This is a genomic window from Neisseria sp. P0008.S002 (assembly GCF_051962805.1).
In the GTDB taxonomy this organism is placed as follows: domain Bacteria; phylum Pseudomonadota; class Gammaproteobacteria; order Burkholderiales; family Neisseriaceae; genus Neisseria; species Neisseria perflava.
Map to the genome: position 1 here is coordinate 202,398 of NZ_JBQCUY010000004.1, position 25,152 is coordinate 227,549.

Sequence of the window (25,152 nt, forward strand, 5' to 3'; positions counted from 1 at the left end):
CATTGTCGCAAGGGATGTTTCTGTTGACAGGCCGTCTGAAAGTTTGAAATGGGTAAGTTGAATATTTTATTACTGGTTTTGGTGACGGTTTCTGCCTTTGCCGTAGTGTTTAAGCAAAACCAGTCGCGCTTGCACTTTATCGAGTTGGATAAGGCGCAAAAGCGGGAAATTCAGTTGGAACAGGATTACGCGCGCTTGAAACTGGAGCAAGCAAGATTGGCAAACCACAAACTGATTAAAGTGGCGGCCGAAAAGCAACATCTGCTTCCGCCGGGTGCGCATAATACGGCTATGCTGGAACGCAAAAAATAAGAATATAGCCTTGTTTTCAAGGTGTTTACGGGAATTAATAGCTCACTGAGCAGCTAAGTCATGAGAAGTCCAACATGTTAATTAAGAACGAATATAAACCTCAAATGCTGTCTGGAACCACAAAAACAAAAAAACCGCTGACAAGTAACGGACGTATTGGTTTGGTGCTGGGTGCCGTTGCGCTGGCATTTACCGGTCTGTTGGTGCGCGGGGTTTATCTGCAAACCAGTCAGCATGAGTTTTTGAAAAATCAGGGCGACCAACGTTTTGTGCGCACACTTCCGCTGCCTGCATCACGCGGTATGATTACCGACCGCAATGGTGCTACATTGGCGTTGAGTGCGCCTACCGAATCATTGTATGCCATGCCTTCCGGCATGGAGGAAATGCCGACTGACGAGCAGTTAGAAAAACTGTCGGCCATTGCCGATGTGCCTGTTGAAGTTTTGAAAAATAAATTGTCTAAAAAAGACAAAGGCTTTATCTATCTGAAACGTCAACTCAGCTACGAGAAAGCAGAAGAAATCAAAGCATTGGGCATTAAAGGTATCGCATTCCAAAAAGAATTGAAACGCCATTACCCGATGGGCAATCTGTTTGCGCATGTTATCGGTTTTACCAATATCGACGGCAAAGGTCAAGAGGGCTTGGAGCTTTCCCGTGAAGACAGTCTGCGCGGTGAAGATGGTGCGAAAGTCGTATTGCGTGACAACAAAGGTAATATCGTTGACAGCCTCGACTCTCCACGCAACAGCGTGCCTAAAAATGGCCAAGACATGATTTTGTCTTTGGATCAGCGTATTCAAACGCTGGCTTATGACGAGTTGAACAAGGCTGTGGCTTATCACAAAGCCAAAGCGGGTACGGTTGTGGTATTGGATGCGCAAACCGGCGAAATTTTGGCTTTGGTCAACAGCCCTGCTTACGATCCGAATCAACCGGGTCAAGCCAATAGCGAACAGCGCCGTAACCGCGCCGTAACCGATATGATCGAACCTGGTTCTGCCATGAAGCCGTTTACCATTGCCAAAGCATTGGATTCAGACAAAGTGGATGCAACCGATACGTTCAACACCCTGCCTTACAAAATCGGTCCTGCTACCGTACAAGATACCCACGTTTATCCTACTTTGGATGTGCGCGGCATTATGCAAAAATCTTCCAACGTCGGTACCAGTAAACTTTCTGCCATGTTTACGCCTAAAGAAATGTACGATTTCTATCACGATTTAGGTGTGGGTGTGCGTATGCATTCAGGATTTCCTGGTGAGACTGCAGGTTTGTTGAGAAGCTGGCGCAGATGGCAAAAAATCGAACAGGCAACCATGTCTTTCGGTTATGGCCTGCAATTAAGCTTATTGCAATTGGCGCGTGCCTATACTGTCTTAACCCATGATGGTGAATTGTTGCCGGTCAGCTTTGAAAAACAAGCGGTTGCACCTAAAGGCAAGCGCGTCATCAAAGCCTCTACTGCGAAAAAAGTGCGCGAGTTGATGGTTTCCGTTACTGAAGCCGGCGGTACCGGTACTGCCGGTGCTGTGGATGGTTTTGACGTAGGTGCGAAAACCGGTACGGCGCGTAAACTGGTCAATGGCCGCTATGTAGACAACAAGCACGTCGGTACATTTATCGGTTTTGCTCCGGCTAAAAATCCACGCGTGATTGTGGCCGTTACCATTGACGAACCGACTGCCAACGGCTATTACGGCGGCGTGGTTGCCGGTCCCGTATTCAAAGAAGTCATGAGCGGAAGCTTGAACATCTTGGGCGTTTCCCCGACTAAGCCTTTAAGTAATACCGCTACTGTCAAAGTACCGTCATAATCCAAACAATCAAAGAGATATTGTTTATGTTCAGCAAGTTAACCCCCTTGGCTGAAACCAACTTTCCGCCTCTGCTGTGTGAAAACGCAGCAGGGCGTTTGTTGCATTCAGACAGCCGACAAATTAAACAGGGTGACATTTTCGTTGCCTGTCAGGGCGAATATACAGACGGCCGCAGCTATATCCCTGCCGCCATTGCCAACGGTGCAACCTTTGTTTTTTGGGATGATGACGGCAAATTCACATGGAATCCCGAATGGAATGTTCCCAATCAAGGCATTAAAGATCTGAAACATCGCGCCGGTATGTTGGCGGCACAGGTTTACGGCAATGTTTCAGACGGCCTTAAAGTTTGGGGTGTAACCGGCACCAACGGCAAAACCTCTATCACACAATGGCTGGCGCAAGCTGCTGATTTTCTGGGCGAAAAAACCACCATTATCGGCACAGTCGGCAACGGCTTTTGGGGCGCATTGGAAGAAACCACGCACACCACCCCCGCCCCCGTCGATGTCCAAACCCTGCTCTACCGCTTCCGCCAGCAAGGCGCAACAGCCGCCGCGATGGAAGTCTCCAGTCACGGCCTTGACCAATCGCGTGTTAACGGCGTGCCATTTCGCAGCGCAATCTTCACCAATCTCACCCGCGACCACCTCGACTATCACGGCACCATGGAAGCCTATGGTGCTATCAAATCGCGCCTGTTCTACTGGCATGGTCTGCAACACGCCATCATCAATGTCGATGATGAATACGGTGCAGAACTGGTAGGCCGTCTGAAAAAAGACTGTCCCGATTTAGCCGTTTACGGCTACGGCTTCAGCGAGCAAGCCGATATTTGTATTACCGATTTCACCGCTTCTTCAGACGGCATGGAAGCCGTATTCCAAACCCCGTGGGGCGAAGGAAAATGCCGTACCCGTCTGCTCGGACGATTCAACGCGCAAAACCTCGCCGCCTGCGTTGCCTTGCTGTGTGCCAACGGTTATCCACTCAATAACGTTTTGGAAGTACTGGCAAAAATCCGTCCCGCTTCAGGCCGTATGGATTGCATTATGAACAGCGGCAAACCTTTGGTCGTTGTCGATTATGCCCACACGCCTGATGCACTGGAAAAAGCACTCTCCACTTTGCAGGAAATCAAACCACAGGGCGCGGCTTTGTGGTGCGTATTTGGCTGCGGAGGTAACCGTGATCGTGGCAAACGCCCATTGATGGGTGCGGCAGCCGTGCAGGGTGCCGATAAAGTTGTCGTAACCAGCGACAACCCACGCTTGGAAAATCCTCAAGACATCATCAACGATATTTTGCCTGCCGTGCCTCATCCTGAACGCGTCGAAGTTGATCGTGCCGTTGCCATCCGTTATGCGGTTGAGCAGGCTGCCGCAAACGACATCATTCTGATTGCCGGTAAAGGGCATGAAAACTATCAGGATGTACAAGGCGTGAAGCATCATTTCTCCGATTTTGAAATCGCAGAAAAAGCATTGGCAGAGCGCGGTTAAGCCATATCGCAAATGTTCAGACGGCCCGAAACCTTAAGGCCGTCTGAAAAAGATTTAAACATATACAATAAAAGCAATACGACACACGCATTACGGCACGTTAGCCATTAAACCCATCACAGTTGTTTGTTTCGGAAGACTTTTTAATAAGGCCGTCTGAACAACAAGGAGACCGATTTGATGCTGAAAATGCCGACAAAAACCTTATTAATCAGTGCAGCCGTAGTTTTATTTGCAGGCTGTACAACCAAACAACTTCCGCGTCCTACTGCCGAAATCGAGCAGTTGAGGGCGCAACAGCCTCCGGTCGAGCAAAGCCTGCCGAATCCCGTTAAAGGCAAGCGTTTTGACGACACTTGGGGCGCAGCGCGCAGTCAGGGGCGAAGGCATGAAGGTGTGGATATTTTTGCTAAGAAAAACACGCCGATACGCAGTACCACGCCCGGTATCGTCACCAAAATCGGGCGCAACCGATTGGGCGGTAAAGTTATCGGTATTCAAGGGCCGGGTGCGTGGCATTACTATGCCCACCTCAATAAATTTGCCCGTATCCGCCTGTATGAACGAGTAAAAGAAGGACAGGTCATCGGCTATGTCGGTAAAACCGGCAATGCCAGAACCACACCGGCCCACCTGCATTACGGTGTATATCTGCCGAACGGCGCGGTGAATCCGTATCCGCTGATTAATCAGAACAGATAGGCCGTCTGAACAAGATTTGAGAGTATGAACGCAAAGAAATTGGTTAAGGCAACGAATATCGTCGGTATGGTGGCAGTTGTGCTGCTGGTGTACTGGGTATTTGTTCTGATTCTATCCAATGTTTTCGGGCTTAAGGTATTCCGTGAATACATTACGGAAATTTTCCTGATGAGTATTTTTGGGATTTTTGCCGTGATGGCGGGTGCCTTGATACTGAGCATCATGCTGAATTTGACCCGTATCGCCGAGCGAGGACAAGAGGAAGAAAGCAAAGGTGGCCGGAAAACCTTATATTTGTTGTTGGCAGTATTTCCCGTTTTAGCAGCCCTGTTATTTGGTGGAAATTATCTGACTGTTCAGAAAAAACGTCAGATTTTGACTCAATCTCTAGAGCGTATCGTCAAGGATAATCCATCGCAAATCAATGCGTTGGCAGATTATCGTTTTGATTTTGCGTATATTAAAAAAGCAGCGTTAATCCTTGAGCTGATGTCGAAGGAAGATTCTGCCTTTAAAGCAGCTACAGTGATTGTGCCGGATACGATCGGTAATAAACAGGTTTATTTGGTTTTCTCAGCTGATTCCCAGTTAAGTGGGATTGATGAGCAGACACCCAATGCTCAGGGAGTAGGCGATGATAATGGTTTTGTCGTTACTCGGAATGGCAATAAAGAAACAATCAGCAAAACGCAATATCTTTATGCCCCAAATCTGAGCGAGCGTGAATACTTGCAGAGGGTATTTGCCGGACAAACAAATGAAATACGTTATGAGGCAAAAGATGGCAATTACAGCCTTTGCCACCCCTACCGCCAAAACGGTAAAACCATTGTATTGTGTTTTTCCGATTACCAGCAGTACGGGAAAATCGGCAGTTGATAAGAGAAAGTGATTTGTAGTATGAAAAGTTGGTTTTCCAATACATTTCCTGAATATAAAAAATTGCCCAAAAGCGGCAAATTTATGGCATGGCTGACTTTTGTGCAGGGCGTGGTTTGGTTGATTCTGGCATCAATTCAGAGTGTGCAAGGACTGATTAACAGCATAGCATGGGCTGTGTTTTTTGGGATTTTACTTTTCATTTTGGGTATGTTGGCGTTGTCTGCAGCATGGAATGCGTTTAAATTCCGTGAAGTCGGTTTTAAGAGAATGACATATGTGTACATGCCATGCTTATTGCAAATTGCTTTTGCAAGCGATGTATTTTCTTTTGTATTTTATATAGATAGTGTATTGAAACTATGGTTCAGCCTTACGGTAAATAAGCTTTCTGTCGGTGTAAATTTTGCCGCTATTCTTTTTATTGTGCTGGCAGGACGTAATTATCGTCATTTAAAAATGGTTTCCCAAAATACGGATAAAAATGTGGAATCGTTAGAACAAGTAGAACAAGGACAAGAAACACAATCATGAAACCACTAGACCTAAATTTCATCTGTCAAACGCTCGGCCTTCCGATGCCATCTGAAAATCAACCCGTTTCGCGTATTGTTACAGACAGCCGCGATATTCAGGAAGGCGACGTATTTTTCGCGCTTGCCGGAGAGCGCTTTGACGCGCATGACTTTGTTGAAGATGTTTTGGCAGCAGGGGCAACGGCAGTTGTGGTTTCGCGCGAAGATTGTGCGGCTTTGAAAGGCGCATTGAAGGTTGACGATACGCTTGCGGCTTTGCAAAAACTGGCGAAGGCGTGGCGTGAAAATGTGAATCCGTTTGTCTTTGGCATTACCGGCTCTTCCGGTAAAACGACGGTTAAAGAGATGTTGGCCGGCGTATTGCGTCATCGATTCGGTAATGAAGCTGTGTTGGCGACTGCCGGCAATTTTAACAATCATATCGGCCTGCCGCTGACTTTGTTGAAACTGAACGAAAAACACCGCTACTCCGTCATTGAAATGGGTATGAACCATTTTGGCGAATTGTCTTTGCTGACCCAAATTGCCGGTCCGAATGTTGCTCTGGTTAATAACGCTTTGCGCGCGCATGTCGGTTGCGGTTTTGATGGCGTCGGCGATATTGCTAAAGCAAAAAGTGAAATCTACGAAGGTTTGCTTTCAGACGGCATTGCGCTGATTCCGTGCGAAGATGCCAATATCGCTACATTTGAAGCTGCTACTGCGCAATTGAATGCTCAGACTTTCGGCGTTGCCAGTGGCGATGTCCATGCAGAAAATATTGAGTTGAAACCGTTGTCCTGCGAATTTGATTTGGTGCGTGGCAATGAACGTGTTGCCGTGGTGTTGCCAGTCCCCGGCCGTCACAATGTGCATAATGCCGTAGCGGCGGCTGCTCTGGCTTTGGCGGCAGGTTTGAGCCTTGCCGAAGTTTCAGACGGCCTGAAAAATTTCAGTAATATCAAAGGTCGTCTGAATATCAAGCAAGGCATTAAAGGCGCGACTTTGATTGACGATACTTATAATGCCAACCCCGACAGTATGAAAGCCGCCATTGATGTGCTCGCTGCTATGCCTGCGCCGCGTATTTTTGTGATGGGCGACATGGGCGAATTGGGTGAGGACGAAGCCGCCGCCATGCACGCCGAAGTTGGCGCGTATGCACGGGATAAAGGCATCGAGGCCGCATATTTTGTCGGCGACAACAGCGTTGAAGCAGCGGAAACGTTTGGCGCGGAAGGTTTGTGGTTTGCTGACAAAGATCCGCTGATTCAAGTGTTGAGCCACGATTTGCCTGAACGCGCTACTGTATTGGTCAAGGGATCACGCTTTATGAAGATGGAAGAAGTGGTCGAGGCACTGACGGATAAAGAGGTTGTCTGAAAATGGAACAGAAAAGGAAACGGCCTATACTGTTGCAGGTTATCGTTGGGATGATGGTAGTGGCAGCAGTTTTATGGCCGGTTGCAGTGTGGCAGTACATCAAAGATGTAGGATTTGAGACAATAAGCGAAGCATACGAAAGCACAAGAGGACGTTGGGGTTGGTTTGAATTTTGGTTAGGAAATTTTCATTTGCTTGTGCAAGTGATATTGATGCTGGTTAGTGCTGTTGGATTATGGAGAGGTAAGGATTGGGCGCGTAGGTTATGGCTGTATACTGTATATCGTCTACAATATGGTCGGTTATTTGGTTTCCCCTAGAATCGGGTTTCCATTGTTGGATGTCATTATTCGCGCTGCAATTTGTTACAGCTTGTTTTGCTTACATCCCAAGGATTATTTTCAGACCCAAGAAAATAAAACTTAAGAAGGCCGTCTGAAATATGAAAAAGATTTTACTATTGACTGGTTTGCTGATTGCCGCGTTTTATGCCGGAATGAAAGTACAGGCATTTATCTATGAAGATACCTGCTTGGATTTAGGCGGCGGAAAGAATCCCGGAAACTATCCGATTTGCGTGGTAGAGAAATAATCTTACTCAATAAGGCCGTCTGAAATTTCAGACGGCATACCGATTTATTTTTAATTGGGCAATAAGCCCACTGTAACAACAAAAACAAAAAAGGAAGCCCCATGTTTTTATGGCTCGCACATTTCAGTAACTGGTTAACCGGCCTGAATATTTTTCAATACACCACATTCCGTGCCGTGATGGCTGCGCTGACTGCTTTGGCGTTTTCTCTATTGCTTGGTCCGTGGACCATCCGCAAGCTGACTGCGCTTAAAGTCGGCCAAGCCGTCCGTACTGACGGCCCTCAAACCCACCTGATCAAAAACGGTACGCCAACCATGGGCGGCTCGCTGATTTTGACCGCTATTACCGTGTCCACAATTTTGTGGGGCAACTGGGCAAATCCTTATATCTGGATTCTCTTAGGCGTCTTGCTTGCTACCGGCGCACTCGGTTTTTACGACGACTGGCGTAAAGTGGTTTATAAAGACCCTAACGGCGTGTCTGCCAAATTCAAAATGGTGTGGCAGTCCAGCGTTGCCATCATCGCCGGTTTGGCGTTGTTCTACCTTGCGACAAATTCTGCCAACAATATCCTGATTGTTCCCTTCTTCAAACAAGTTGCCTTGCCGCTTGGCGTAGTTGGCTTCTTGGTATTGTCCTACCTGACCATCGTCGGCACATCCAATGCCGTTAACCTGACCGACGGATTGGACGGCTTAGCCGCATTCCCCGTTGTACTTGTCGCCGCCGGTCTTGCTATCTTTGCCTATGCCAGCGGCCACTCCCAATTTGCCCAATACCTGCAATTGCCTTACGTTGCCGGCGCAAACGAAGTGGTGATTTTCTGTACCGCCATGTGTGGTGCGTGTCTCGGCTTTTTGTGGTTTAACGCCTATCCGGCACAAGTCTTTATGGGCGACGTCGGCGCGCTCGCGCTTGGTGCGGCGCTCGGTACCGTTGCCGTCATCATCCGCCAAGAATTTGTCCTCGTCATCATGGGCGGCCTGTTTGTTGTTGAAGCCATTTCCGTTATGTTGCAAGTCGGTTGGTACAAACGAACCAAAAAACGCATCTTTCTGATGGCGCCGATTCATCACCATTACGAACAAAAAGGCTGGAAAGAAACCCAAGTCGTTGTCCGCTTCTGGATTATCACCATCGTCTTGGTGCTGATTGGTTTAAGTACCCTCAAAATCCGCTAAATCTCCAAAGGCCGTCTGAAAGTTTCAGACGGCCATTATGTAAGGTAAGCATGCTTGCCTGAATCCTACGTCCCAAAATAAATCCCGCAATAATCCACACAGAAAGTCTCCAAACATGTACCAATCTTTCGGCGGCGCAACCGGCATCCGCACCCTGACCGACCGTTTCTACGACTTAATGGAACTTGAGCCGAAATACCAAGCCTTACGCCAAATGCACGGCGAAGACATGACCCTGATACGCGAAAAGCTCTACGAATTTTTCAGCGGCTGGCTCGGCGGTCCACAACTCTTTGTCGAAAAATACGGCCATCCCCAACTGCGTGCCCGCCATATGCCTTTTGCCGTCAACGTACAAGTCCGCAACGAATGGATCGCCTGCTTTGCCCAAGCCATGAGCGAACTGGACATCGATAAAGCACTTGCCGAGCCGGTTTTAATCCAAGTTTTTGCCATGGCAGATTGGTGTCGTAACCAAAACGAAGACGGTATCGAACCGCCTATGCCGCCAATGGCGGTTGACCCATGGGTGCGCACACCGGAATTGCAGCAGATTTTGAGTAGCTACGGTGTAAACAGATTTTTTGAGGAATTTTCAGATTAAGTCTGTTTGAAAATGCTGCTATGACATTAAAGAATATAAGAGAGAATGTAAAATGAAAAATTGGTTAAGAAAAATAGCAGTTGCTTTGTTTGGATTCGGACAGATGGCTAATACAAGTGATATCCCAAATTTTGCAGAAACAGAGCAAGAAGCCAAACAAGGGAATGCTGCATCCCAATTTAATTTAGGTTTGATGTATTACTTGGGGAAAGGGGCTACCAAAGATTATAAACAGGCAGAACATTGGTTCCGTAGAGCGGCAGAACAGGGGGATGTTGAAGCGCAGAGCAATCTAGGGGGATTATATTATAAGGGACAAGGTGTTGCTCAAGATTATGAGCAAGCCAAATATTGGTTTCAAAAAGCTGCTGCACAAGGCTTTGCTAAAGCTCAGTATGATTTAGGAACAATCTATTTTTTTGGTAAAGGCATTGAACAAGATTATGATCAAGCAGCTCAATGGTATGAAAAGGCGGCAGAACAAGGGTATCTTGATGCCCAATACAATTTAGCCATTATGTATGATAACGGATTAGGTGTCGGTAAAGCTCCTGAGAAGGCGTTCCAATGGTATCGAAAGGCGGCGGAGCAGGGAGATAATCAAGCACAATATACTGTGGCTACAAGGTATATGCATGGTTTAGGCGTGCAAAAAGATTTTAAACAGGCGGTGCTATGGCTACATCGTGCAGCAGATCAAGAAAATATCAAAGCTCAATCAGATCTTGGCGTGGCTTATCATAATGGATTCGGTGTTCGTCAAGATGATAAGCAGGCCTTATATTGGTATCGTAAAGCAGCGGAGCAAGGAAGTTCTGAGGCCCAATACAATTTAGGTGTAATGTATCTAAAAGGGCAAGGTGTACGTCAAAGTAAAATAGTTGCTAAAGAATGGTTTAAGAAGGCTTGTGCTAATGGAGACAAGCAAAGTTGTGATGCTTATCAAAAATTGGATTAGGCAGGATATTAAATTTTGCTAAGGGCCGTCTGAAAAACTAGGATAAAACAGAAATAATAATTTGAATGTAATGGATTTTAAAATGAAGGTTTCGGTGAAAAAAATAATAATGGGTGTGATGGCTTGCTTTGGGTTAGGGCAGGCAGCTTTAGCTGAAAGTATTCCGGATTTTAAGAATATGCTGAGAGCTGCGGAGCAAGGAGATCCAGAAGCTCAATTAAGTATTGGAGCAATGTATGCGAATGGACAGGGTATTAGTCAAGACAACAGGCTAGCAGTGCAGTGGTTTCGTAAGGCAGCAGAGCAAGAGAATGCTAAAGCTCAATTTAACTTGGGTGTAATGTATCAGCTGGGGCAAGGTGTTGGTCAAGATTATGTACAGGCGGCAGAATGGTATCGTAAGGCTGCCGAACAGGGTGATACTGGAGCTCAAAATAATTTGGGTATGTTGTATCAAAATGGGCAAGGTGTTAGTCAAGACTATGCTCAGGCTGCGGAATGGTTTTATAGGGCTGCGAATCAGGAAAATACAGATGCTCAGTTAAATTTGGGTATGCTGTATGCTAATGGGCAAGGTGTTGGCAAAGACTATGAGAAGGCGTTGAAATGGTTTCGTAGAGCGGCTGGTCATGGAGATGCCATAGGTCAGTATAATTTAGGTGTGGCATATGCTAACGGGGAAGGAGTGCATCAGGATTACATACAGGCTATAGGATGGTATCGTAAAGCTGCGGAACAAGGGAATGTAGATGCACAATATAATTTAGGCGATATGTATGCGAGTGGGGAAGGTGTACGTCAAGATTATGTAGAGGCGATTAAGTGGTACAGAAAGGCAGCAGAGCAGGGAGATGCTCAAGCTCAATTTAATTTGGGCATGATGTACCTTCAAGGGCAAGGAGTCCGTCAAGACAATGCACAGGCAGTGCAGTGGTTTGGCAGGGCGGCAGAACAAGGGCATGCTAAAGCCCAATATAATTTGGGTGTAATGTATGCCAATGGGCAAGGAATTCGTCAAGATGATGTACAGGCGGTGAGGTGGTATCACAAGGCTGCAGAACAAGGTGTTGCTCAAGCGCAATTCAATTTGGGTATAATGTATGATCAAGGGCAAGGAGTTCGTCAAGATGATGCACAGGCAGTGCATTGGTATCGTAAGGCGGCAGAGCAAGGATATGCAGAAGCCCAATATAATTTTGGTGTGATGTATGCCAACGGAGAAGGTGTTCGTCAGAATTATAAGATTGCCAAAGATTGGTTTGGTAAGGCTTGTGATAATGGATTGCAACGAGGTTGCGATGCTTACCGAGAATTGAATCAGAAAGGATATTGAATCCTTATTCAAAGGCCGTCTGAAAAACTTAGGACAAAACCAAAATGACTTTTCAAAATAAAAAAATCCTCGTCGCCGGACTAGGCGGCACGGGCATTTCTATGATTGCCTACCTGCGCAAAAACGGCGCGGAGGTTGCCGCGTATGATGCGGAGCTGAAACCGGAGCGCGTGTCGCAAATCGGTAAGATGTTTGACGGGCTGGTGTTTTATACGGGCCGTCTGAAAGATGCGTTGGATAATGGTTTCGATATTTTGGCGCTCAGTCCCGGCATCAGCGAGCGTCAGTCAGATATCGAGGCGTTCAAGCAAAACGGTGGGCGCGTGTTGGGCGATATCGAATTGCTGGCGGGCATTGTGAACCGCCGCGGCGACAAGGTGATTGCGATTACCGGCAGCAACGGCAAAACGACGGTAACGAGCTTGGTCGGCTATCTCTGCATCAAGTGCGGGCTGGATACTGTCATCGCGGGCAATATCGGCACGCCGGTTTTGGAAGCGGAATTGCAGCGCGAAGGCAAAAAGGTGGACGTGTGGGTGTTGGAGCTTTCCAGCTTCCAACTGGAAAACACCGAAAGCCTGCGCCCGACTGCGGCGACGGTGCTGAACATTTCCGAAGACCATCTCGACCGCTACGACGATTTGCTCGACTACGCGCATACCAAAGCCAAGATTTTCCGTGGCGATGGCGTGCAGGTTTTGAATGCAGACGATGCGTTCTGCCGTGCGATGAAGCGTGCCGGGCGCGAGGTGAAATGGTTTTCGTTGGAACATAAAGCCGATTTTTGGTTGGAACGTGAGACAGGATGCCTGAAACAAGGCAATGAGGACTTGATTGCCACGCAAGACATTCCGTTGCAAGGTCTGCACAACGCCGCCAACGTTATGGCTGCCATCGCCTTGTGCGAAGCGGTCGGTTTGCCGCGCGAAGCATTGCTCGAACATGTTAAAACCTTCCAAGGCCTGCCGCACCGCGTGGAAAAAATCGGCGAGAAAAACGGCGTGGTGTTTATCGACGACAGCAAAGGCACGAACGTCGGTGCGACTGCCGCCGCGATTGCCGGTTTGCAAAATCCGCTCTTTGTAATTTTGGGCGGCATGGGCAAAGGGCAGGACTTCACGCCTCTGCGCGACGCGCTTGCCGGCAAGGCAAAAGGCGTGTTCCTGATCGGTGTCGATGCGCCGCAAATCCGTCGCGATTTGGACGGCTGCGGTCTGAATATGATCGACTGCGCCACTTTGGAAGAAGCGGTGCAGAAGGCATACGCCCAAGCCGAAGCGGGCGATATCGTGTTGCTCAGCCCAGCTTGTGCGAGCTTCGATATGTTTAAAGGCTATGCACACCGTTCGGAAGTGTTTATTGAAGTGTTCAAAGCTTTGTAAGGCCGTCTGAAAGATGAAAGTTGGGTTGAAGATCGGCTTGGCGGTAGCTATGCTTTCGGCTGTCGCCGCTTTAGTATTTTGGTTTGCCGCGCCGATTCGTTCCACGACAACCGTAGCCACGCCAAGCGAAGCGGCGTTGCCTGAAAATGCCGTTATCGACAGGTTGGTTGTGCATAAAAGCAAGCGCACCATGTCGGCGTACTCGCAAGGCAGGTTGCTGAAAACCTATCCCATTTCGTTGGGCAAGCAACCGGTCGGGCATAAACAGTTTGAAGGCGACGGCAAAACGCCTGAAGGAAAATACCGCATCAATGAGCGTAATCCCAATAGCGGCTACCATAAAAACCTCGGTGTTTCCTATCCCAACGAAGCCGATAAAGCCTACGCTGCGGCACAAGGCAAAAGCCCGGGCGGGTTGATTAAAATCCACGGCATGAAAAACGGCTGGGGTTTTATCGGTAAAAAACACCTGCAAAAAGACTGGACCAACGGCTGCATCGCGGTAACAGACGAAGAAGTCGACGAACTCTACCGCAGCGTAAAACACAACGCGGAAATTGAGATTCTGCCGTAGGTTTTATGCCTGTTGAAGTGATGGGGCGGTTGTAACGGGTAGTCGATTGCTTATCATGCCGTCTGAAAAGCTCGACAGGGCAGGGGACTTGATACTGGGATTTTTATCTAAAATAAGCCGCCAATCCTTTCTAAGGATAGGTCAACACGCTTTCTCTTTTTTGAACCGTAGATTCTGAATTGTTGGTTTGGAAATAAACCTTTAAAATAACGTTAATTCATTTTTTCAGACGGCCTCTTGCCCATTTGCAGGCCGTCTGAATATTTTATTCAAGCCGTTACGGATGTTTTCATGATTAGTCTTTCCAAAATGCTTGACCGGCCGATTGCGCGCGATGGTCGGAAGTTTGATGTTTCTCTCTTGTGGATGGTCGTCTTAATGACGGTCTTCAGCCTGATTATGATTTATTCGGCTTCTATTGCGTATGCAGCATCGGAAGGGGGCAGCCAGTTTTCTTTTGTGTCCAAACAGGCAATGTTTATCCTGTTTACAGTGGCTATATGCTTGCCGCTTTTCCTGCTGAAGATGAGTTTCTGGCGGCGGATTATTCCGTTTTATTTTGCTGTTTCAGGTTTGCTGTTGTTGCTGGTTTTGTTTGTCGGCCGTGAGATTAATGGCGCGACGCGCTGGATTCATATCGGGCCGCTCAACTTGCAACCGACTGAATTTTTCAAATTGGCGACGGTCTTGTATTTGTCCAGCCTGTTTACGCGCCGTGAAGAAATGTTGCGCGATTTGGATTCTTTGGGTTGGTCGTCTTTGTTTACCGGTATTGGCGATTTGGTGTGCAGCCCTTTTAAAAGTGAAGCTTGGGTAAGGGTAAAGGAACGTTTCCGCAAGTTTAAGACCTTGATTCTGCCGATTATGTTGGTGGCGTTCGGTTTGGTTTTGATTATGGGTCAGCCGGACTTTGGCTCGTTTGTCGTGATTGTCGTGATTACCATGGGTATGCTGTTTTTGGCGGGCTTTCCGTGGAAGTATTTTGCCGTATTGGTGGCGACCGTTGTGAGTGGTATGGGTTTGTTGATTTTGGCCGCACCTTACCGTATGGCGCGTGTGGCGGCGTTTTTGGACCCTTGGAGTGATCCTTTGGGTAAAGGCTATCAGCTGACACATTCCTTGATGGCGATTGCGCGCGGCGGCTGGTTTGGCGAGGGCTTAGGAGCAAGTTTGGAAAAACGTTTCTACCTGCCTGAAGCGCATACTGACTTTATTTTTGCCGTCATCGGCGAAGAATTCGGCTTTTTAGGGATGCTGGTTTTGGTGTTCTGCTACGGCTGGCTGGTGTGGCGCGCGTTTTCCATTGGCAAGCAGGCGCGTGATTCGGGCTTGATGTTCAGCGCGTATATTGCCAACGGTATCGGTATTTGGATTGGTATTCAAAGTTTCTTCAATATCGGTGTAAACATCGGTATCCTGCCTACTAAAGGCCTGACTTTGCCGTTTATGTCTTACGGCGGTTCGGCTGTCTTTATCATGCTGGTGTGCGTTACTTTGTTATTGCGCATTGATTATGAAAACCGCCAAAAAATGCGCGGTTATTCGGTGGAGTAAAACCATGAGCGGTAAAACTTTTATGCTGATGGCCGGCGGTACGGGCGGCCATATTTTCCCTGCATTGGCGGTTGCCGAGTCGCTGCAAAAGCGCGGCCATCATGTGATTTGGCTGGGCAGTCAGGATTCGATGGAAGAGCGCATTGTGCCGCAATACGGCATACGCTTGGAAACGCTGGCGATTAAAGGCATCCGCGGCAACGGCATCAAGCGCAAGCTGATGTTGCCGTTTACACTGTATAAAACCGTCCGTGCGGCTCAGCAGATTATTAAGAAACACCGTGTCGAGTGTGTTATCGGTTTTGGCGGTTTCGTTACTTTCCCCGGCGGCTTAGCGGCAAAAATTTCCGGTGTGCCGATTGTGATTCACGAGCAAAACGCCGTAGCCGGTTTGTCCAACCGCCAATTGTCGCGTTGGGCAAAACGTGTCTTGTACGCTTTCCCCAAAGCCTTTCAACATGAAGGCGGCTTGGTGGGTAATCCTGTCCGTGCCGATATTGCGGCATTGCCTGTTCCCGAAGAACGCTTTGAAAACCGTCAAGGCCGTCTGAAAGTTTTGGTGGTGGGCGGCAGTTTGGGTGCGGATGTGTTGAACAAAACCGTTCCGCAAGCTTTGGCATTATTGCCTGAGGAGGTTCGTCCGCAAATGTATCATCAGTCCGGCCGCAATAAATTGGGCAACTTGCAGGCGGATTACGATGCGTTGGGTGTGCAAGCCGAGTGCGTCGAATTTATTACCGATATGGTGTCTGCCTACCGCGATGCCGATTTGGTAATTTGCCGTGCCGGCGCGCTGACGATTGCCGAATTGACGGCTGCCGGTTTGGGCGCATTGCTGGTGCCGTATCCGCACGCAGTGGACGACCATCAAACAGCCAATGCGCGTTTTATGGTACAGGCTGAAGCTGGTTTGCTGCTGCCGCAAACTCAACTGACGGCAGAAAAACTGGCCGAAATCCTCGGCGGATTAAACCGTGAAAAATGCCTGAAATGGGCGAAAAATGCCCGTACCTTGGCGTTGCCGCACAGTGCGGACGATGTGGCGGAAGTTGCCATCTCTTGTACCGAATAAGCAGGCGGACTTCGAGTAAAGGCCGTCTGAAAAGTTGATTAACGGCGTTTCAGACGGCCTTTATTGCTTTTGTTAAAATTCCTTTACAATAAAAGCATAGCGCAGAAGCGGATAGCCCTTTAAAATAACGCCTTTACGCACTAAAAACCAACCGGAACGCAACGTTATGATGAAAAATCGAGTGACCAACATCCATTTTGTCGGAATCGGCGGCGTCGGCATGAGCGGTATTGCCGAAGTTTTACACAATTTGGGCTTTAAAGTTTCCGGTTCGGATCAGGCGCGTAATGCCGTTACCGAGCATTTGAGCGCTCTCGGCATCCAAGTTTATCCCGGCCATACTGCCGAACACGTCAATGGCGCCGACGTAGTTGTTACCTCTACTGCCGTCAAAAAAGACAATCCCGAAGTCGTTGCCGCGTTGGAACAGCAAATCCCCGTCATTCCGCGCGCGTTGATGTTGGCAGAATTGATGCGCTTCCGCGATGGTATCGCCATTGCCGGTACGCACGGCAAAACCACAACCACCAGTCTAACTGCTTCTATTCTCGGCGCGGCAGGACTTGACCCGACTTTCGTTATCGGCGGCAAACTCAATGCCGCTGGTACCAATGCCCGTTTGGGTAAAGGCGAATACATTGTTGCCGAAGCCGACGAATCCGATGCTTCTTTTCTGTATCTGACGCCGATTATGTCCGTCGTGACCAATATCGACGAAGATCACATGGATACTTACGGTCACAGCGTTGATAAACTGCATCAGGCGTTTGTAGATTTTATCCACCGTATGCCGTTTTACGGTAAGGCATTTTTGTGTATCGACAGCGAACACGTCCGCGCGATTTTACCGAAAATCAGCAAACCTTACGCCACTTACGGCTTGGACGATACCGCTGATATCTACGCAACCGACATCGAAAACATCGGTGCGCAAATGAAATTTACCGTTCATGTTCAAATGAAAGGACATGAGCAAGAGCCGTTTGAAGTTGTTTTGAATATGCCCGGCCGCCACAACGTCCTCAATGCGTTGGCGGCTATCGGCGTTGCGCTGGAAGTTGGCGCATCGGTTGAAGCCATTCAAAAAGGCTTGCTCGGCTTTGAAGGTGTCGGTCGCCGCTTCCAAAAATATGGCGACATTAAATTACCAAACGGCGGAACTGCTTTGCTGGTGGACGATTATGGCCATCATCCTGTTGAAATGGCAGCAACCCTTTCCGCTGCGCGCGGTGCATACCCTGAAAAACGTTTGGTCTTGGCTTTCCAACCACACCGCTATACCCGCACACGTGATTTGTTCGAAGATTTCACCAAAGTCCTCAATACCGTTGATGCGCTGGTGTTGACCGAAGTTTATGCCGCAGGCGAAGAGCCGATTGCCGCAGCCGATTCCCGCGCCTTGGCACGCGCCATCCGCATATTGGGCAAACTTGAGCCGATTTACTGCGAAAACGTTGCCGACTTGCCGCAAATGCTGCTGAATGTTTTGCAGGACGGCGATGTTGTGTTGAATATGGGTGCCGGCAGCATCAACCGCGTTCCGTCTGCATTGGTGGAATTGTCGAAACAATCATAATAAACGGGCATATTGGTCTTTGAGGGCAGATAGGTCGTCTGAACAATATTCAGACGGCCTGTATCAGTATTTAAGAAAGTGGAAATTATGCAGAATTTTGGCAAAGTGGCCGTGTTGATGGGCGGCTTCTCTAGCGAGCGCGAAGTTTCTCTGGACAGCGGCGCCGCTATTTTGGCTGCCTTGAAAAGCAAAGGCGTCGATGCCCATGCGTTCGACCCCAAAGAAACTCCGTTGTCTGAATTGAAAACACAAGGTTTTCAGACGGCCTTCAATATTCTGCACGGTACTTTCGGCGAAGATGGCGCGGTTCAAGGCGCGTTGGAACTGATGGGTATTCCTTACACCGGCAGTGGTGTGGCCGCTTCCGCGCTGGGTATGGACAAATACCGCTGCAAACTGATTTGGCAGGCCGTGGGTTTGCCTGTTCCTGAGTTTGCTGTATTGCATGACGACAGCGACTTTGATGCTGTTGAAGAAAAATTGGGCCTGCCGATGTTTGTGAAACCTGCCGCGGAAGGCAGCAGCGTCGGTGTGGTAAAAGTAAAAGAAAAAGGCCGTCTGAAAAGCGTTTACGAAGAATTGAAACATTTGCAGGGTGAAATTATTGCCGAACGCTTTATCGGCGGCGGCGAGTATTCTTGCCCGGTATTGAACGGCAAAGGCCTGCCGAGCATTCATATTATTCCAGCTACTGAGTTTTACGACTACGAGGCTAAATACAACCGCGACGATACGGTTTATCAATGCCCGTCGGAAGATTTGAGTGAGGATGAGGAAAACCTGATGCGCGAACTGGCCGTGCGTGGCGCGCAGGCGATTGGTGCGGACGGTTGTTCGCGCGTGGACTTCCTAAAAGATACGGACGGTAAGCTGTATCTTTTGGAAATCAATACCTTGCCCGGTATGACCAGCCACAGTTTGGTGCCAAAATCTGCAGCCCATACCGGCGTAGATTTTGCTGATTTATGTATTGAGATTTTGAAGACCGCTCATGTGGGATGATGCAGGCGCATTGGGTCGGCTGACCCGCCGGCTATTGGTGCTGATGACCTTTCTACTGATAGGTTCGGGCATAGCTTGGCTTTACAATTCCAAATATTTTCCTGTGAAACAGATTGCCATTCAGGGTAAGCTGAAATATGCTTCCAACAAAGAATTGCAAACCGTTGCACGAGAGCATATCAGGGGTAATATGTTCCGCGCCGATATTGATTCGGCGCAGGCCGCTTTTCAGGAATTGCCTTGGATTGACTCGGCAATGGTACGCCGCCGTTTTCCGGAAACCGTGGAAATTATCCTGACCGAGCGTGTGCCGGTTGCGCATTGGCGCGCTGGCGGCTTGGTGGACAGTAAGGGCAATGTGTTTGCCGCAAGTCTGAAACAGGACCTGCCTATATTTGAAGGGCAGCAGGGGACAGGCAAAGACATGGTCAAACATTATGCGGACTTTTCCGGTATTTTGAGCCCGTTGAAACTGACCATCAAAGAATTGATCTACACGCCGCGTTCGGCATGGCTGCTTGTATTGAACAACGGCATTACCGTGCGTTTGGGGCGTGAAAATGAAATCAAACGTTTGCAGCAGTTTGCCCAGATTTGGCCATCGCTGCTGCGTAAAAAACAAAGTCGTATCGAGTATGTCGATATGCGTTATAAGGATGGTTTTTCAGTCCGTTACAGGCCGTCTGAAAACCCTTCCGAGAGTGAATAGCCGATTAGACGTGAAGCAATCTTGTTTCAAAAATAATCAAACCGTCAGTCAGACAACATAGCGAACGAGCAATTATGGAACAACAAAATAAATATATCAGTGCCTTAGACATTGGTACGTCCAAGGTCATTGCCTTAATCGGTGAGATTCGGGAAGATAACGAAATCCACATTGTTGGCTTGGGTCAAAGCCCTTCACGCGGCCTGCGTGCAGGTATGGTGACCAACATTGACGCCACTGCACAAGCCATTCGTCAGGCGGTAGAAGATGCCGAGCTGATGGCAGATACCAAAATTTCCCACGTCGTTACCGGTATTGCCGGTAACCATATCCGCAGCCTGAATTCACAAGGCGTGGTAAAAATTAAAGATGGCGAAGTATCGCAAGCCGATATCGATCGCGCCATCGAAACGGCTAAAGCCATCAATATTCCGCCTGATCACAATATCTTACATACCGTGGTTCAAGAGTACATCATCGACAACCAACCCGGTGTGAAAGAGCCTATCGGCATGAGCGGCGTGCGTTTGGATACCCGTGTACACATCATCACCGGTGCGAACACTGCTTTGCAAAATATCCAAAAATGTATCCAACGTTGCGGCCTGCAAATGGATCAAATCATGCTTCAGCCTTTGGCAAGCGGTCACGCCGTTTTGACTGAAGACGAAAAAGATTTGGGCGTGTGCGTCATCGATATTGGCGGCGGTACGACCGACATCGCGGTTTATACCAATGGCGCCATCCGCCATACCGCGGTTATTCCCGTTGCTGGCGATTTGATTACCAAAGACTTGGCACAAGCCTTGCGTACGCCGCACAGTGCAGCCGAGTACATCAAAATCCATTACGGTGCTGCTATTCCGACTATGGACGGCTTGGATGAAATGATTGAAGTTCCTAGTGTTGGCGACCGTCAATCACGTCAAATTTCACGCCGTGTATTGGCTGAAATCATCGGCCCGCGTGTAGAAGAGATTTTGGAATTGACGCTGAACGAATTGCGCCGTTCCGGCTTCCCTGAAGAAGTGCTGACTTCCGGTATCGTTTTGACCGGCGGTGCTTCTATGTTGACTGGTATTGTTGAGTTGGCGGAAGAAGTCTTTAATTTGCCGGCGCGTATCGGTGTTCCACAAGAAATGGGCGGTGTGTCCGAGCGTATCCGCAATCCACGCTATTCAACAGCGATCGGCCTGCTTCAGACGGCCTATGCAGCCGAAGAGGGTGAGCAAACCAGCCGAACCGGTGCGATTGCCCTGAATGATTCAGGCAAAAAAATGGGTCTGTGGGAAAAAATCCAAAGATTCTTCAGAGACAATTTCTGATAAAAGTTTTCAGGGCAGGCGGTGCAGCAACCGTTTGTCCTGAATATTTAAGTGGAATTAAACGGTTTTAAATAATTGCCAAGTGAATAATTTAAAACTTGTATATTTTCTGTTAAAGAATGTAGTAAAAATATAACGCCGACAGCCGAATGGTAAGAAGATTTTTGCCAGTATCTGAATACTTCTTATATAATACGGATAATGAGTTATTTTTGAACCGTCCTTATAAAGCGGGGCGCGGAGGATTATTGAATGGAATTTGTTTACGACGTAGCAGAATCAGCAACGAGCCCTGCTGTTATTAAAGTTATCGGTTTGGGCGGCGGCGGCTGTAATGCCATCAACAACATGGTTGCCAACACTATTCATGGCGTTGAGTTCATCAGTGCCAATACCGATGCACAATCATTGGCTAAAAACAATGCGGCTAAACGCATTCAATTGGGTACAAACCTGACTCGCGGTTTGGGCGCCGGTGCAAATCCTGAGATCGGTCGCGCCGCTGCTCAAGAAGATCGCGAAGCCATCGAAGATGCCATCCGTGGTGCAAACATGCTGTTCATCACTACCGGTATGGGTGGCGGTACAGGTACTGGCTCTGCTCCTGTTGTAGCTGAAATCGCTAAAGAAATGGGTATCCTGACCGTTGCGGTTGTAACCCGTCCGTTTGCTTACGAAGGCAAACGCGTACACATCGCTCAAGCAGGTTTGGATCAGCTCAAAGAGCGCGTTGATTCCCTGATTATTATCCCTAACGACAAATTGATGACTGCTTTGGGCGAAGACGTGACCATGCGTGAAGCTTTCCGTGCGGCCGACAATGTACTGCGTGATGCGGTTGCCGGTATTTCCGAAGTGGTGACTTGTCCTAGCGACATGATCAACTTGGACTTCGCCGACGTGAAAACTGTGATGAGCAATCGCGGTATCGCCATGATGGGTTCTGGTTTCGCACAAGGTATCGACCGTGCTCGCTTGGCTACCGACCAAGCTATCTCCAGCCCGCTCTTGGATAACGTTACTTTGGATGGTGCACGCGGTGTATTGGTAAACATTACCACTGCTCCTGGTTGCCTGAAAATGTCTGAGTTCAACGAGATTATGCGTATCGTCAACCAAAATGCACACCCTGAAGTGGAATGCAAATTTGGTGCTGCCGAAGACGAGAGCATGAGCGAAGACGCTATCCGTATTACCATCATTGCTACCGGCTTGAAAGAAAACGGTACTGACAACCAACTGCGCGCTGCTGCTCGTACCCAACAATTGGTACGTGGTGCGGAAGAAACGCCTCAAGCTCAAAGCCAAAGCAGTGCTGAAAGCCTGGTTCGTACCAACCGCAATATCCGTTCTATGAATCTGACTGCGGCTGATTTCAGCAACCAGTCTGTACTGGATGACTTTGAAATTCCGGCTATCTTGCGCCGTCAGCAACATACTTCTGAGAAATAATCAGGATCATGTATGAAAAGACCTGCCTTAAAGGCGGGTCTTTTTTATTAGCAAAATAAACTTAAGGCCGTCTGAAAGTTTTCAGACGGCCTTAAGTTCAAATAAAGCAAATAACAAACTCACCCTTTATTTAGGATTTGCTTGTTTTCACCCTCACGACGCAACTCTTTAGGCAAGACAAATACAATGCTTTCTTCTGCACCTTCTCCTTCGCGTATGGTCTCGTGTCCCCAGTTTTGAATGGTTTGCAAGACTTCTCGAACCAAGACTTCGGGCGCAGATGCCCCGGCAGTGACACCGACCTTGGTTTTGTTTTCAAACCATTCTTTCTTCAGATAGGTAGCATTATCGACCATATAGGCATCAACTCCGCGCAATGCAGCTACTTCACGCAAGCGGTTGCTGTTGGAAGAGTTGGGCGAGCCGACAACAATCACAATATCGCATTCTTCCGCCAATTCTTTAACGGCAGTTTGACGGTTGGTTGTAGCGTAGCAGATGTCTTCTTTGTGCGGATTGCGGATATTGGGGAAGCGTTGGTTTAAAGCAGCAATAATGTCTTTGGTTTCGTCTACCGATAAAGTGGTTTGGCTGACGTAGGCAAGTTTGTCAGGATTTTTGATGTTCAGTCCGGCTACATCTTCCACTGTCTCAACCAAAAACATTTTACCCGGGGGCAACTGTCCCATCGTGCCTTCCACTTCGACGTGGCCTTTGTGGCCGATCATGATGATTTCGTAATCTTGCTCATCGAGGCGGGCTACTTCTTTATGAACTTTGGTGACCAGAGGGCAGGTGGCATCAAAAACGCGGAAACCACGTTGTGCCGCTTCTTCCTGTACGGCTTTGGATACGCCGTGAGCAGAGTAAATCAGTGTGGCACCCTTTGGGACACCCGCCAAGTCATCGACAAAGACGGCACCTTTTGCCCGCAGATTGTCCACGACGAATTTGTTGTGAACGACTTCATGGCGGACGTAAATGGGTGCGCCGAATTCTTCGAGTGCACGTTCAACAATGCTGATAGCACGGTCAACACCGGCACAGAAGCCGCGGGGATTGGCAAGGATAATGGTTTTTTGAGTCATGTGCGTTCCGTTTTCAGACGGCCTTTGTGTCGTTTGAAGGTGTTTTTTTGTGCAGCAAACCGTCTATTACCAAGCAAACTGCGCCAACGCAGATAAAGCTGTCGGCAATGTTAAATGCGGGGTAGAACCAGTTTTGCCAATAGAAAAGCAGAAAATCGACAACGTGGCCGTGAATCAGACGGTCAACCACATTGCCAATTGCGCCGCCGATAATCATGGCTGCCCCCAGTTTGCCCCAGCGTCCAAACTCATCGCGCCAGATGGCACGGGCCAAATACAGGCTGATGACGACGGCCAGACCTAAAAAGAAGAATTTTTGCCAGCCGCCTTGGTCTGCCAAAAAGCTGAATGCCGCGCCTGGATTATAGGCAAGCGTCAGGTCAAAAAAGTCTGGAATGATATTGAGGCGTTCGCCTTCGGTAAAGTGTTTCAAGATTTCCCATTTGCTCAGTTGGTCAAGAATGATGGCAACGAGGGAAAGTAAGAAAAAGGGCGTTTTTGCAGAAGAGAATGAACTCATGTTTTCAGACGGTTTATGTAATAAAGGGCTTATTTTACCTGAAAGCAGGCAGGAAGTGTTTGCGATGGCATCGACGTTAAGGCCGTCTGAAAATAGAAACGCCGCCACTTGAATGTATCAAAGGGCGGCGTGGCATGTATGTGAGGGCTTATTGGTTTTTAAGTAATGGGAAGCCCAGTTTCTCGCGACTTTCAACGAATTTTTGCGCAACGATACGGCTCAGTGCACGAATGCGGCCGATGTAGGTTGCGCGCTCGGTAACGGAAATGGCGCCGCGTGCATCCAAGAGGTTGAACGTGTGGCCGGCTTTGAGTACAAGCTCGTAAGCAGGTAGGGCAAGACTGGTGTCTTCAACTGCAAGCAGGCGTTTAGCTTGTTCTTCGTAGTTGTTGAATTGGCGCAAGAGCCAATCGGCATCGCTGTATTCGAAGTTGTAGGTGGATTGTTCGACTTCGTTTTGATGATAAACGTCGCCGTAAGTGACGATGTTACCATCAAGGGTTTTTGCCCAAACGAGGTCGTACACGTTTTCTACGCCTTGCAAATACATGGCGAGACGCTCGATACCGTAGGTGATTTCACCAAGTACAGGGGAGCAGTCGATACCGCCGACTTGTTGGAAGTAGGTGAATTGGGTTACTTCCATACCGTTGAGCCAAACTTCCCAACCCAAACCCCAAGCGCCGAGAGTAGGGTTTTCCCAGTCGTCTTCGACAAAGCGGATGTCGTGTACTTTAGGGTCGATACCCAATTCGCGCAGGGAGTCGAGGTATAGGTCTTGAATATTGGCGGGAGCTGGTTTGAGCGCAACTTGGAATTGATAGTAGTGTTGCAGGCGGTTGGGGTTGTCGCCATAGCGGCCGTCTTTGGGGCGGCGGCTGGGTTGAACGTAAGCGGCAAACCAAGGCTCCGGGCCTAATGCGCGCAGGCAGGTGGCTGGATGCGAAGTACCGGCACCGACTTCCATATCGAAAGGTTGGATAACGGTGCAGCCTTTGTCTGCCCAGTAGTTTTGTAATTTGAAAATAATTTGTTGGAAGGTGAGCATGGTGGATGGAATAGATTGGAATAAAGAGGGTATTTTACTGTTTTGAGCTTGTTTTGGATA

At 48.4% G+C, this 25,152-nt stretch carries 24 protein-coding genes; 21 read left to right on the forward strand and 3 right to left on the reverse strand.

The annotated features are described in order from the left end of the window. Positions 1-48 precede the first annotated feature (48 nt). The 21 genes from ftsL (at position 49) to ftsZ (ending at position 22,436) form a co-directional block, all read left to right on the forward strand. On the forward strand, positions 49-312 hold the full coding sequence (gene ftsL / locus ACTHSA_RS06175; protein ID WP_003681879.1) for a cell division protein FtsL: 264 nt from the start codon (positions 49-51) through the stop codon (positions 310-312). A gap of 74 nt (positions 313-386) precedes the next feature. After that, complete coding sequence (locus ACTHSA_RS06180; protein WP_070606084.1) at positions 387-2,135, forward strand: peptidoglycan D,D-transpeptidase FtsI family protein; 1,749 nt, start codon at positions 387-389, stop codon at positions 2,133-2,135. 26 nt (positions 2,136-2,161) lie between these two features. Then, the gene (locus ACTHSA_RS06185) at positions 2,162-3,640 is read left to right on the forward strand and encodes a UDP-N-acetylmuramoyl-L-alanyl-D-glutamate--2,6-diaminopimelate ligase (RefSeq protein WP_070625078.1); all 1,479 of its coding nucleotides are present in this window, start codon (positions 2,162-2,164) and stop codon (positions 3,638-3,640) included. A 180-nt stretch (positions 3,641-3,820) separates the two neighbouring features. Further along, a complete protein-coding gene (locus ACTHSA_RS06190) occupies positions 3,821-4,342 on the forward strand; it encodes a M23 family metallopeptidase (protein ID WP_049335339.1) in 522 nt (173 codons plus the stop codon). 24 nt (positions 4,343-4,366) lie between these two features. Further along, positions 4,367-5,221, forward strand: a complete 855-nt coding sequence (locus ACTHSA_RS06195) for a peptidase (protein ID WP_070625077.1) — start codon at positions 4,367-4,369, stop codon at positions 5,219-5,221. 21 nt (positions 5,222-5,242) lie between these two features. Continuing rightward, positions 5,243-5,755 (forward strand): hypothetical protein, encoded by a 513-nt coding sequence (locus tag ACTHSA_RS06200; RefSeq protein WP_070625076.1) that lies wholly within the window; start codon positions 5,243-5,245, stop codon positions 5,753-5,755. Then, positions 5,752-7,119: a UDP-N-acetylmuramoyl-tripeptide--D-alanyl-D-alanine ligase gene (locus ACTHSA_RS06205; RefSeq protein ID WP_070625075.1), complete on the forward strand. Its 1,368-nt coding sequence runs from the start codon at positions 5,752-5,754 to the stop codon at positions 7,117-7,119. The genes ACTHSA_RS06200 and ACTHSA_RS06205 overlap by 4 nt, the downstream gene beginning before the upstream one ends. A gap of 442 nt (positions 7,120-7,561) precedes the next feature. After that, positions 7,562-7,711 (forward strand): hypothetical protein, encoded by a 150-nt coding sequence (locus ACTHSA_RS06210; protein ID WP_049335337.1) that lies wholly within the window; start codon positions 7,562-7,564, stop codon positions 7,709-7,711. 101 nt (positions 7,712-7,812) lie between these two features. Continuing rightward, entirely contained in the window at positions 7,813-8,895 is a 1,083-nt protein-coding gene (mraY, locus tag ACTHSA_RS06215; RefSeq protein WP_004518887.1) for a phospho-N-acetylmuramoyl-pentapeptide-transferase, read from the forward strand. Between the two features lie 115 nt (positions 8,896-9,010). Further along, the gene (locus ACTHSA_RS06220) at positions 9,011-9,499 is read left to right on the forward strand and encodes a group II truncated hemoglobin (protein WP_004518885.1); all 489 of its coding nucleotides are present in this window, start codon (positions 9,011-9,013) and stop codon (positions 9,497-9,499) included. A 52-nt stretch (positions 9,500-9,551) separates the two neighbouring features. Further along, a complete protein-coding gene (locus ACTHSA_RS06225) occupies positions 9,552-10,457 on the forward strand; it encodes an SEL1-like repeat protein (RefSeq protein ID WP_049335334.1) in 906 nt (301 codons plus the stop codon). A 70-nt stretch (positions 10,458-10,527) separates the two neighbouring features. After that, positions 10,528-11,790, forward strand: a complete 1,263-nt coding sequence (locus ACTHSA_RS06230) for a tetratricopeptide repeat protein (RefSeq protein ID WP_004518882.1) — start codon at positions 10,528-10,530, stop codon at positions 11,788-11,790. A 44-nt stretch (positions 11,791-11,834) separates the two neighbouring features. Further along, positions 11,835-13,172, forward strand: a complete 1,338-nt coding sequence (gene murD / locus ACTHSA_RS06235; RefSeq protein WP_070625074.1) for a UDP-N-acetylmuramoyl-L-alanine--D-glutamate ligase — start codon at positions 11,835-11,837, stop codon at positions 13,170-13,172. A 13-nt stretch (positions 13,173-13,185) separates the two neighbouring features. Beyond that, positions 13,186-13,746 carry a L,D-transpeptidase family protein gene (locus ACTHSA_RS06240; RefSeq protein ID WP_004518880.1) on the forward strand — a complete coding sequence of 187 codons (561 nt, stop codon included), beginning with the start codon at positions 13,186-13,188 and terminating at the stop codon, positions 13,744-13,746. A gap of 291 nt (positions 13,747-14,037) precedes the next feature. Beyond that, a complete protein-coding gene (locus ACTHSA_RS06245; RefSeq protein WP_004518878.1) occupies positions 14,038-15,300 on the forward strand; it encodes an FtsW/RodA/SpoVE family cell cycle protein in 1,263 nt (420 codons plus the stop codon). A gap of 4 nt (positions 15,301-15,304) precedes the next feature. Then, entirely contained in the window at positions 15,305-16,372 is a 1,068-nt protein-coding gene (gene murG, locus ACTHSA_RS06250) for an undecaprenyldiphospho-muramoylpentapeptide beta-N-acetylglucosaminyltransferase (protein WP_004518877.1), read from the forward strand. A gap of 166 nt (positions 16,373-16,538) precedes the next feature. Then, positions 16,539-17,948: a UDP-N-acetylmuramate--L-alanine ligase gene (gene murC / locus ACTHSA_RS06255; protein ID WP_004518876.1), complete on the forward strand. Its 1,410-nt coding sequence runs from the start codon at positions 16,539-16,541 to the stop codon at positions 17,946-17,948. Positions 17,949-18,035: 87 nt separating this feature from the next. Then, positions 18,036-18,950 carry a D-alanine--D-alanine ligase gene (locus ACTHSA_RS06260; RefSeq protein WP_049335322.1) on the forward strand — a complete coding sequence of 305 codons (915 nt, stop codon included), beginning with the start codon at positions 18,036-18,038 and terminating at the stop codon, positions 18,948-18,950. Next, positions 18,940-19,659 (forward strand): cell division protein FtsQ/DivIB, encoded by a 720-nt coding sequence (locus ACTHSA_RS06265; protein ID WP_004518874.1) that lies wholly within the window; start codon positions 18,940-18,942, stop codon positions 19,657-19,659. The genes ACTHSA_RS06260 and ACTHSA_RS06265 overlap by 11 nt, the downstream gene beginning before the upstream one ends. 74 nt (positions 19,660-19,733) lie before the next feature. After that, the gene (ftsA, locus tag ACTHSA_RS06270; protein ID WP_004518873.1) at positions 19,734-20,984 is read left to right on the forward strand and encodes a cell division protein FtsA; all 1,251 of its coding nucleotides are present in this window, start codon (positions 19,734-19,736) and stop codon (positions 20,982-20,984) included. Positions 20,985-21,236: 252 nt separating this feature from the next. Then, positions 21,237-22,436 carry a cell division protein FtsZ gene (ftsZ, locus tag ACTHSA_RS06275; RefSeq protein ID WP_004518872.1) on the forward strand — a complete coding sequence of 400 codons (1,200 nt, stop codon included), beginning with the start codon at positions 21,237-21,239 and terminating at the stop codon, positions 22,434-22,436. Positions 22,437-22,555: 119 nt separating this feature from the next. Here the strand turns inward: ftsZ and ispH are convergent, their stop codons facing one another. The 3 genes from ispH to glyQ form a co-directional block, all read right to left on the reverse strand. Continuing rightward, positions 22,556-23,524: a 4-hydroxy-3-methylbut-2-enyl diphosphate reductase gene (ispH, locus tag ACTHSA_RS06280; protein WP_004518871.1), complete on the reverse strand. Its 969-nt coding sequence runs from the start codon at positions 23,522-23,524 to the stop codon at positions 22,556-22,558. Between the two features lie 13 nt (positions 23,525-23,537). Beyond that, positions 23,538-24,044, reverse strand: coding sequence for a signal peptidase II (gene lspA, locus ACTHSA_RS06285; RefSeq protein WP_070625073.1), 507 nt, complete (start codon positions 24,042-24,044; stop codon positions 23,538-23,540). Positions 24,045-24,192: 148 nt separating this feature from the next. Next, positions 24,193-25,092: a glycine--tRNA ligase subunit alpha gene (gene glyQ / locus ACTHSA_RS06290; RefSeq protein ID WP_004518869.1), complete on the reverse strand. Its 900-nt coding sequence runs from the start codon at positions 25,090-25,092 to the stop codon at positions 24,193-24,195. Between the last annotated feature and the right edge of the window lie 60 nt (positions 25,093-25,152).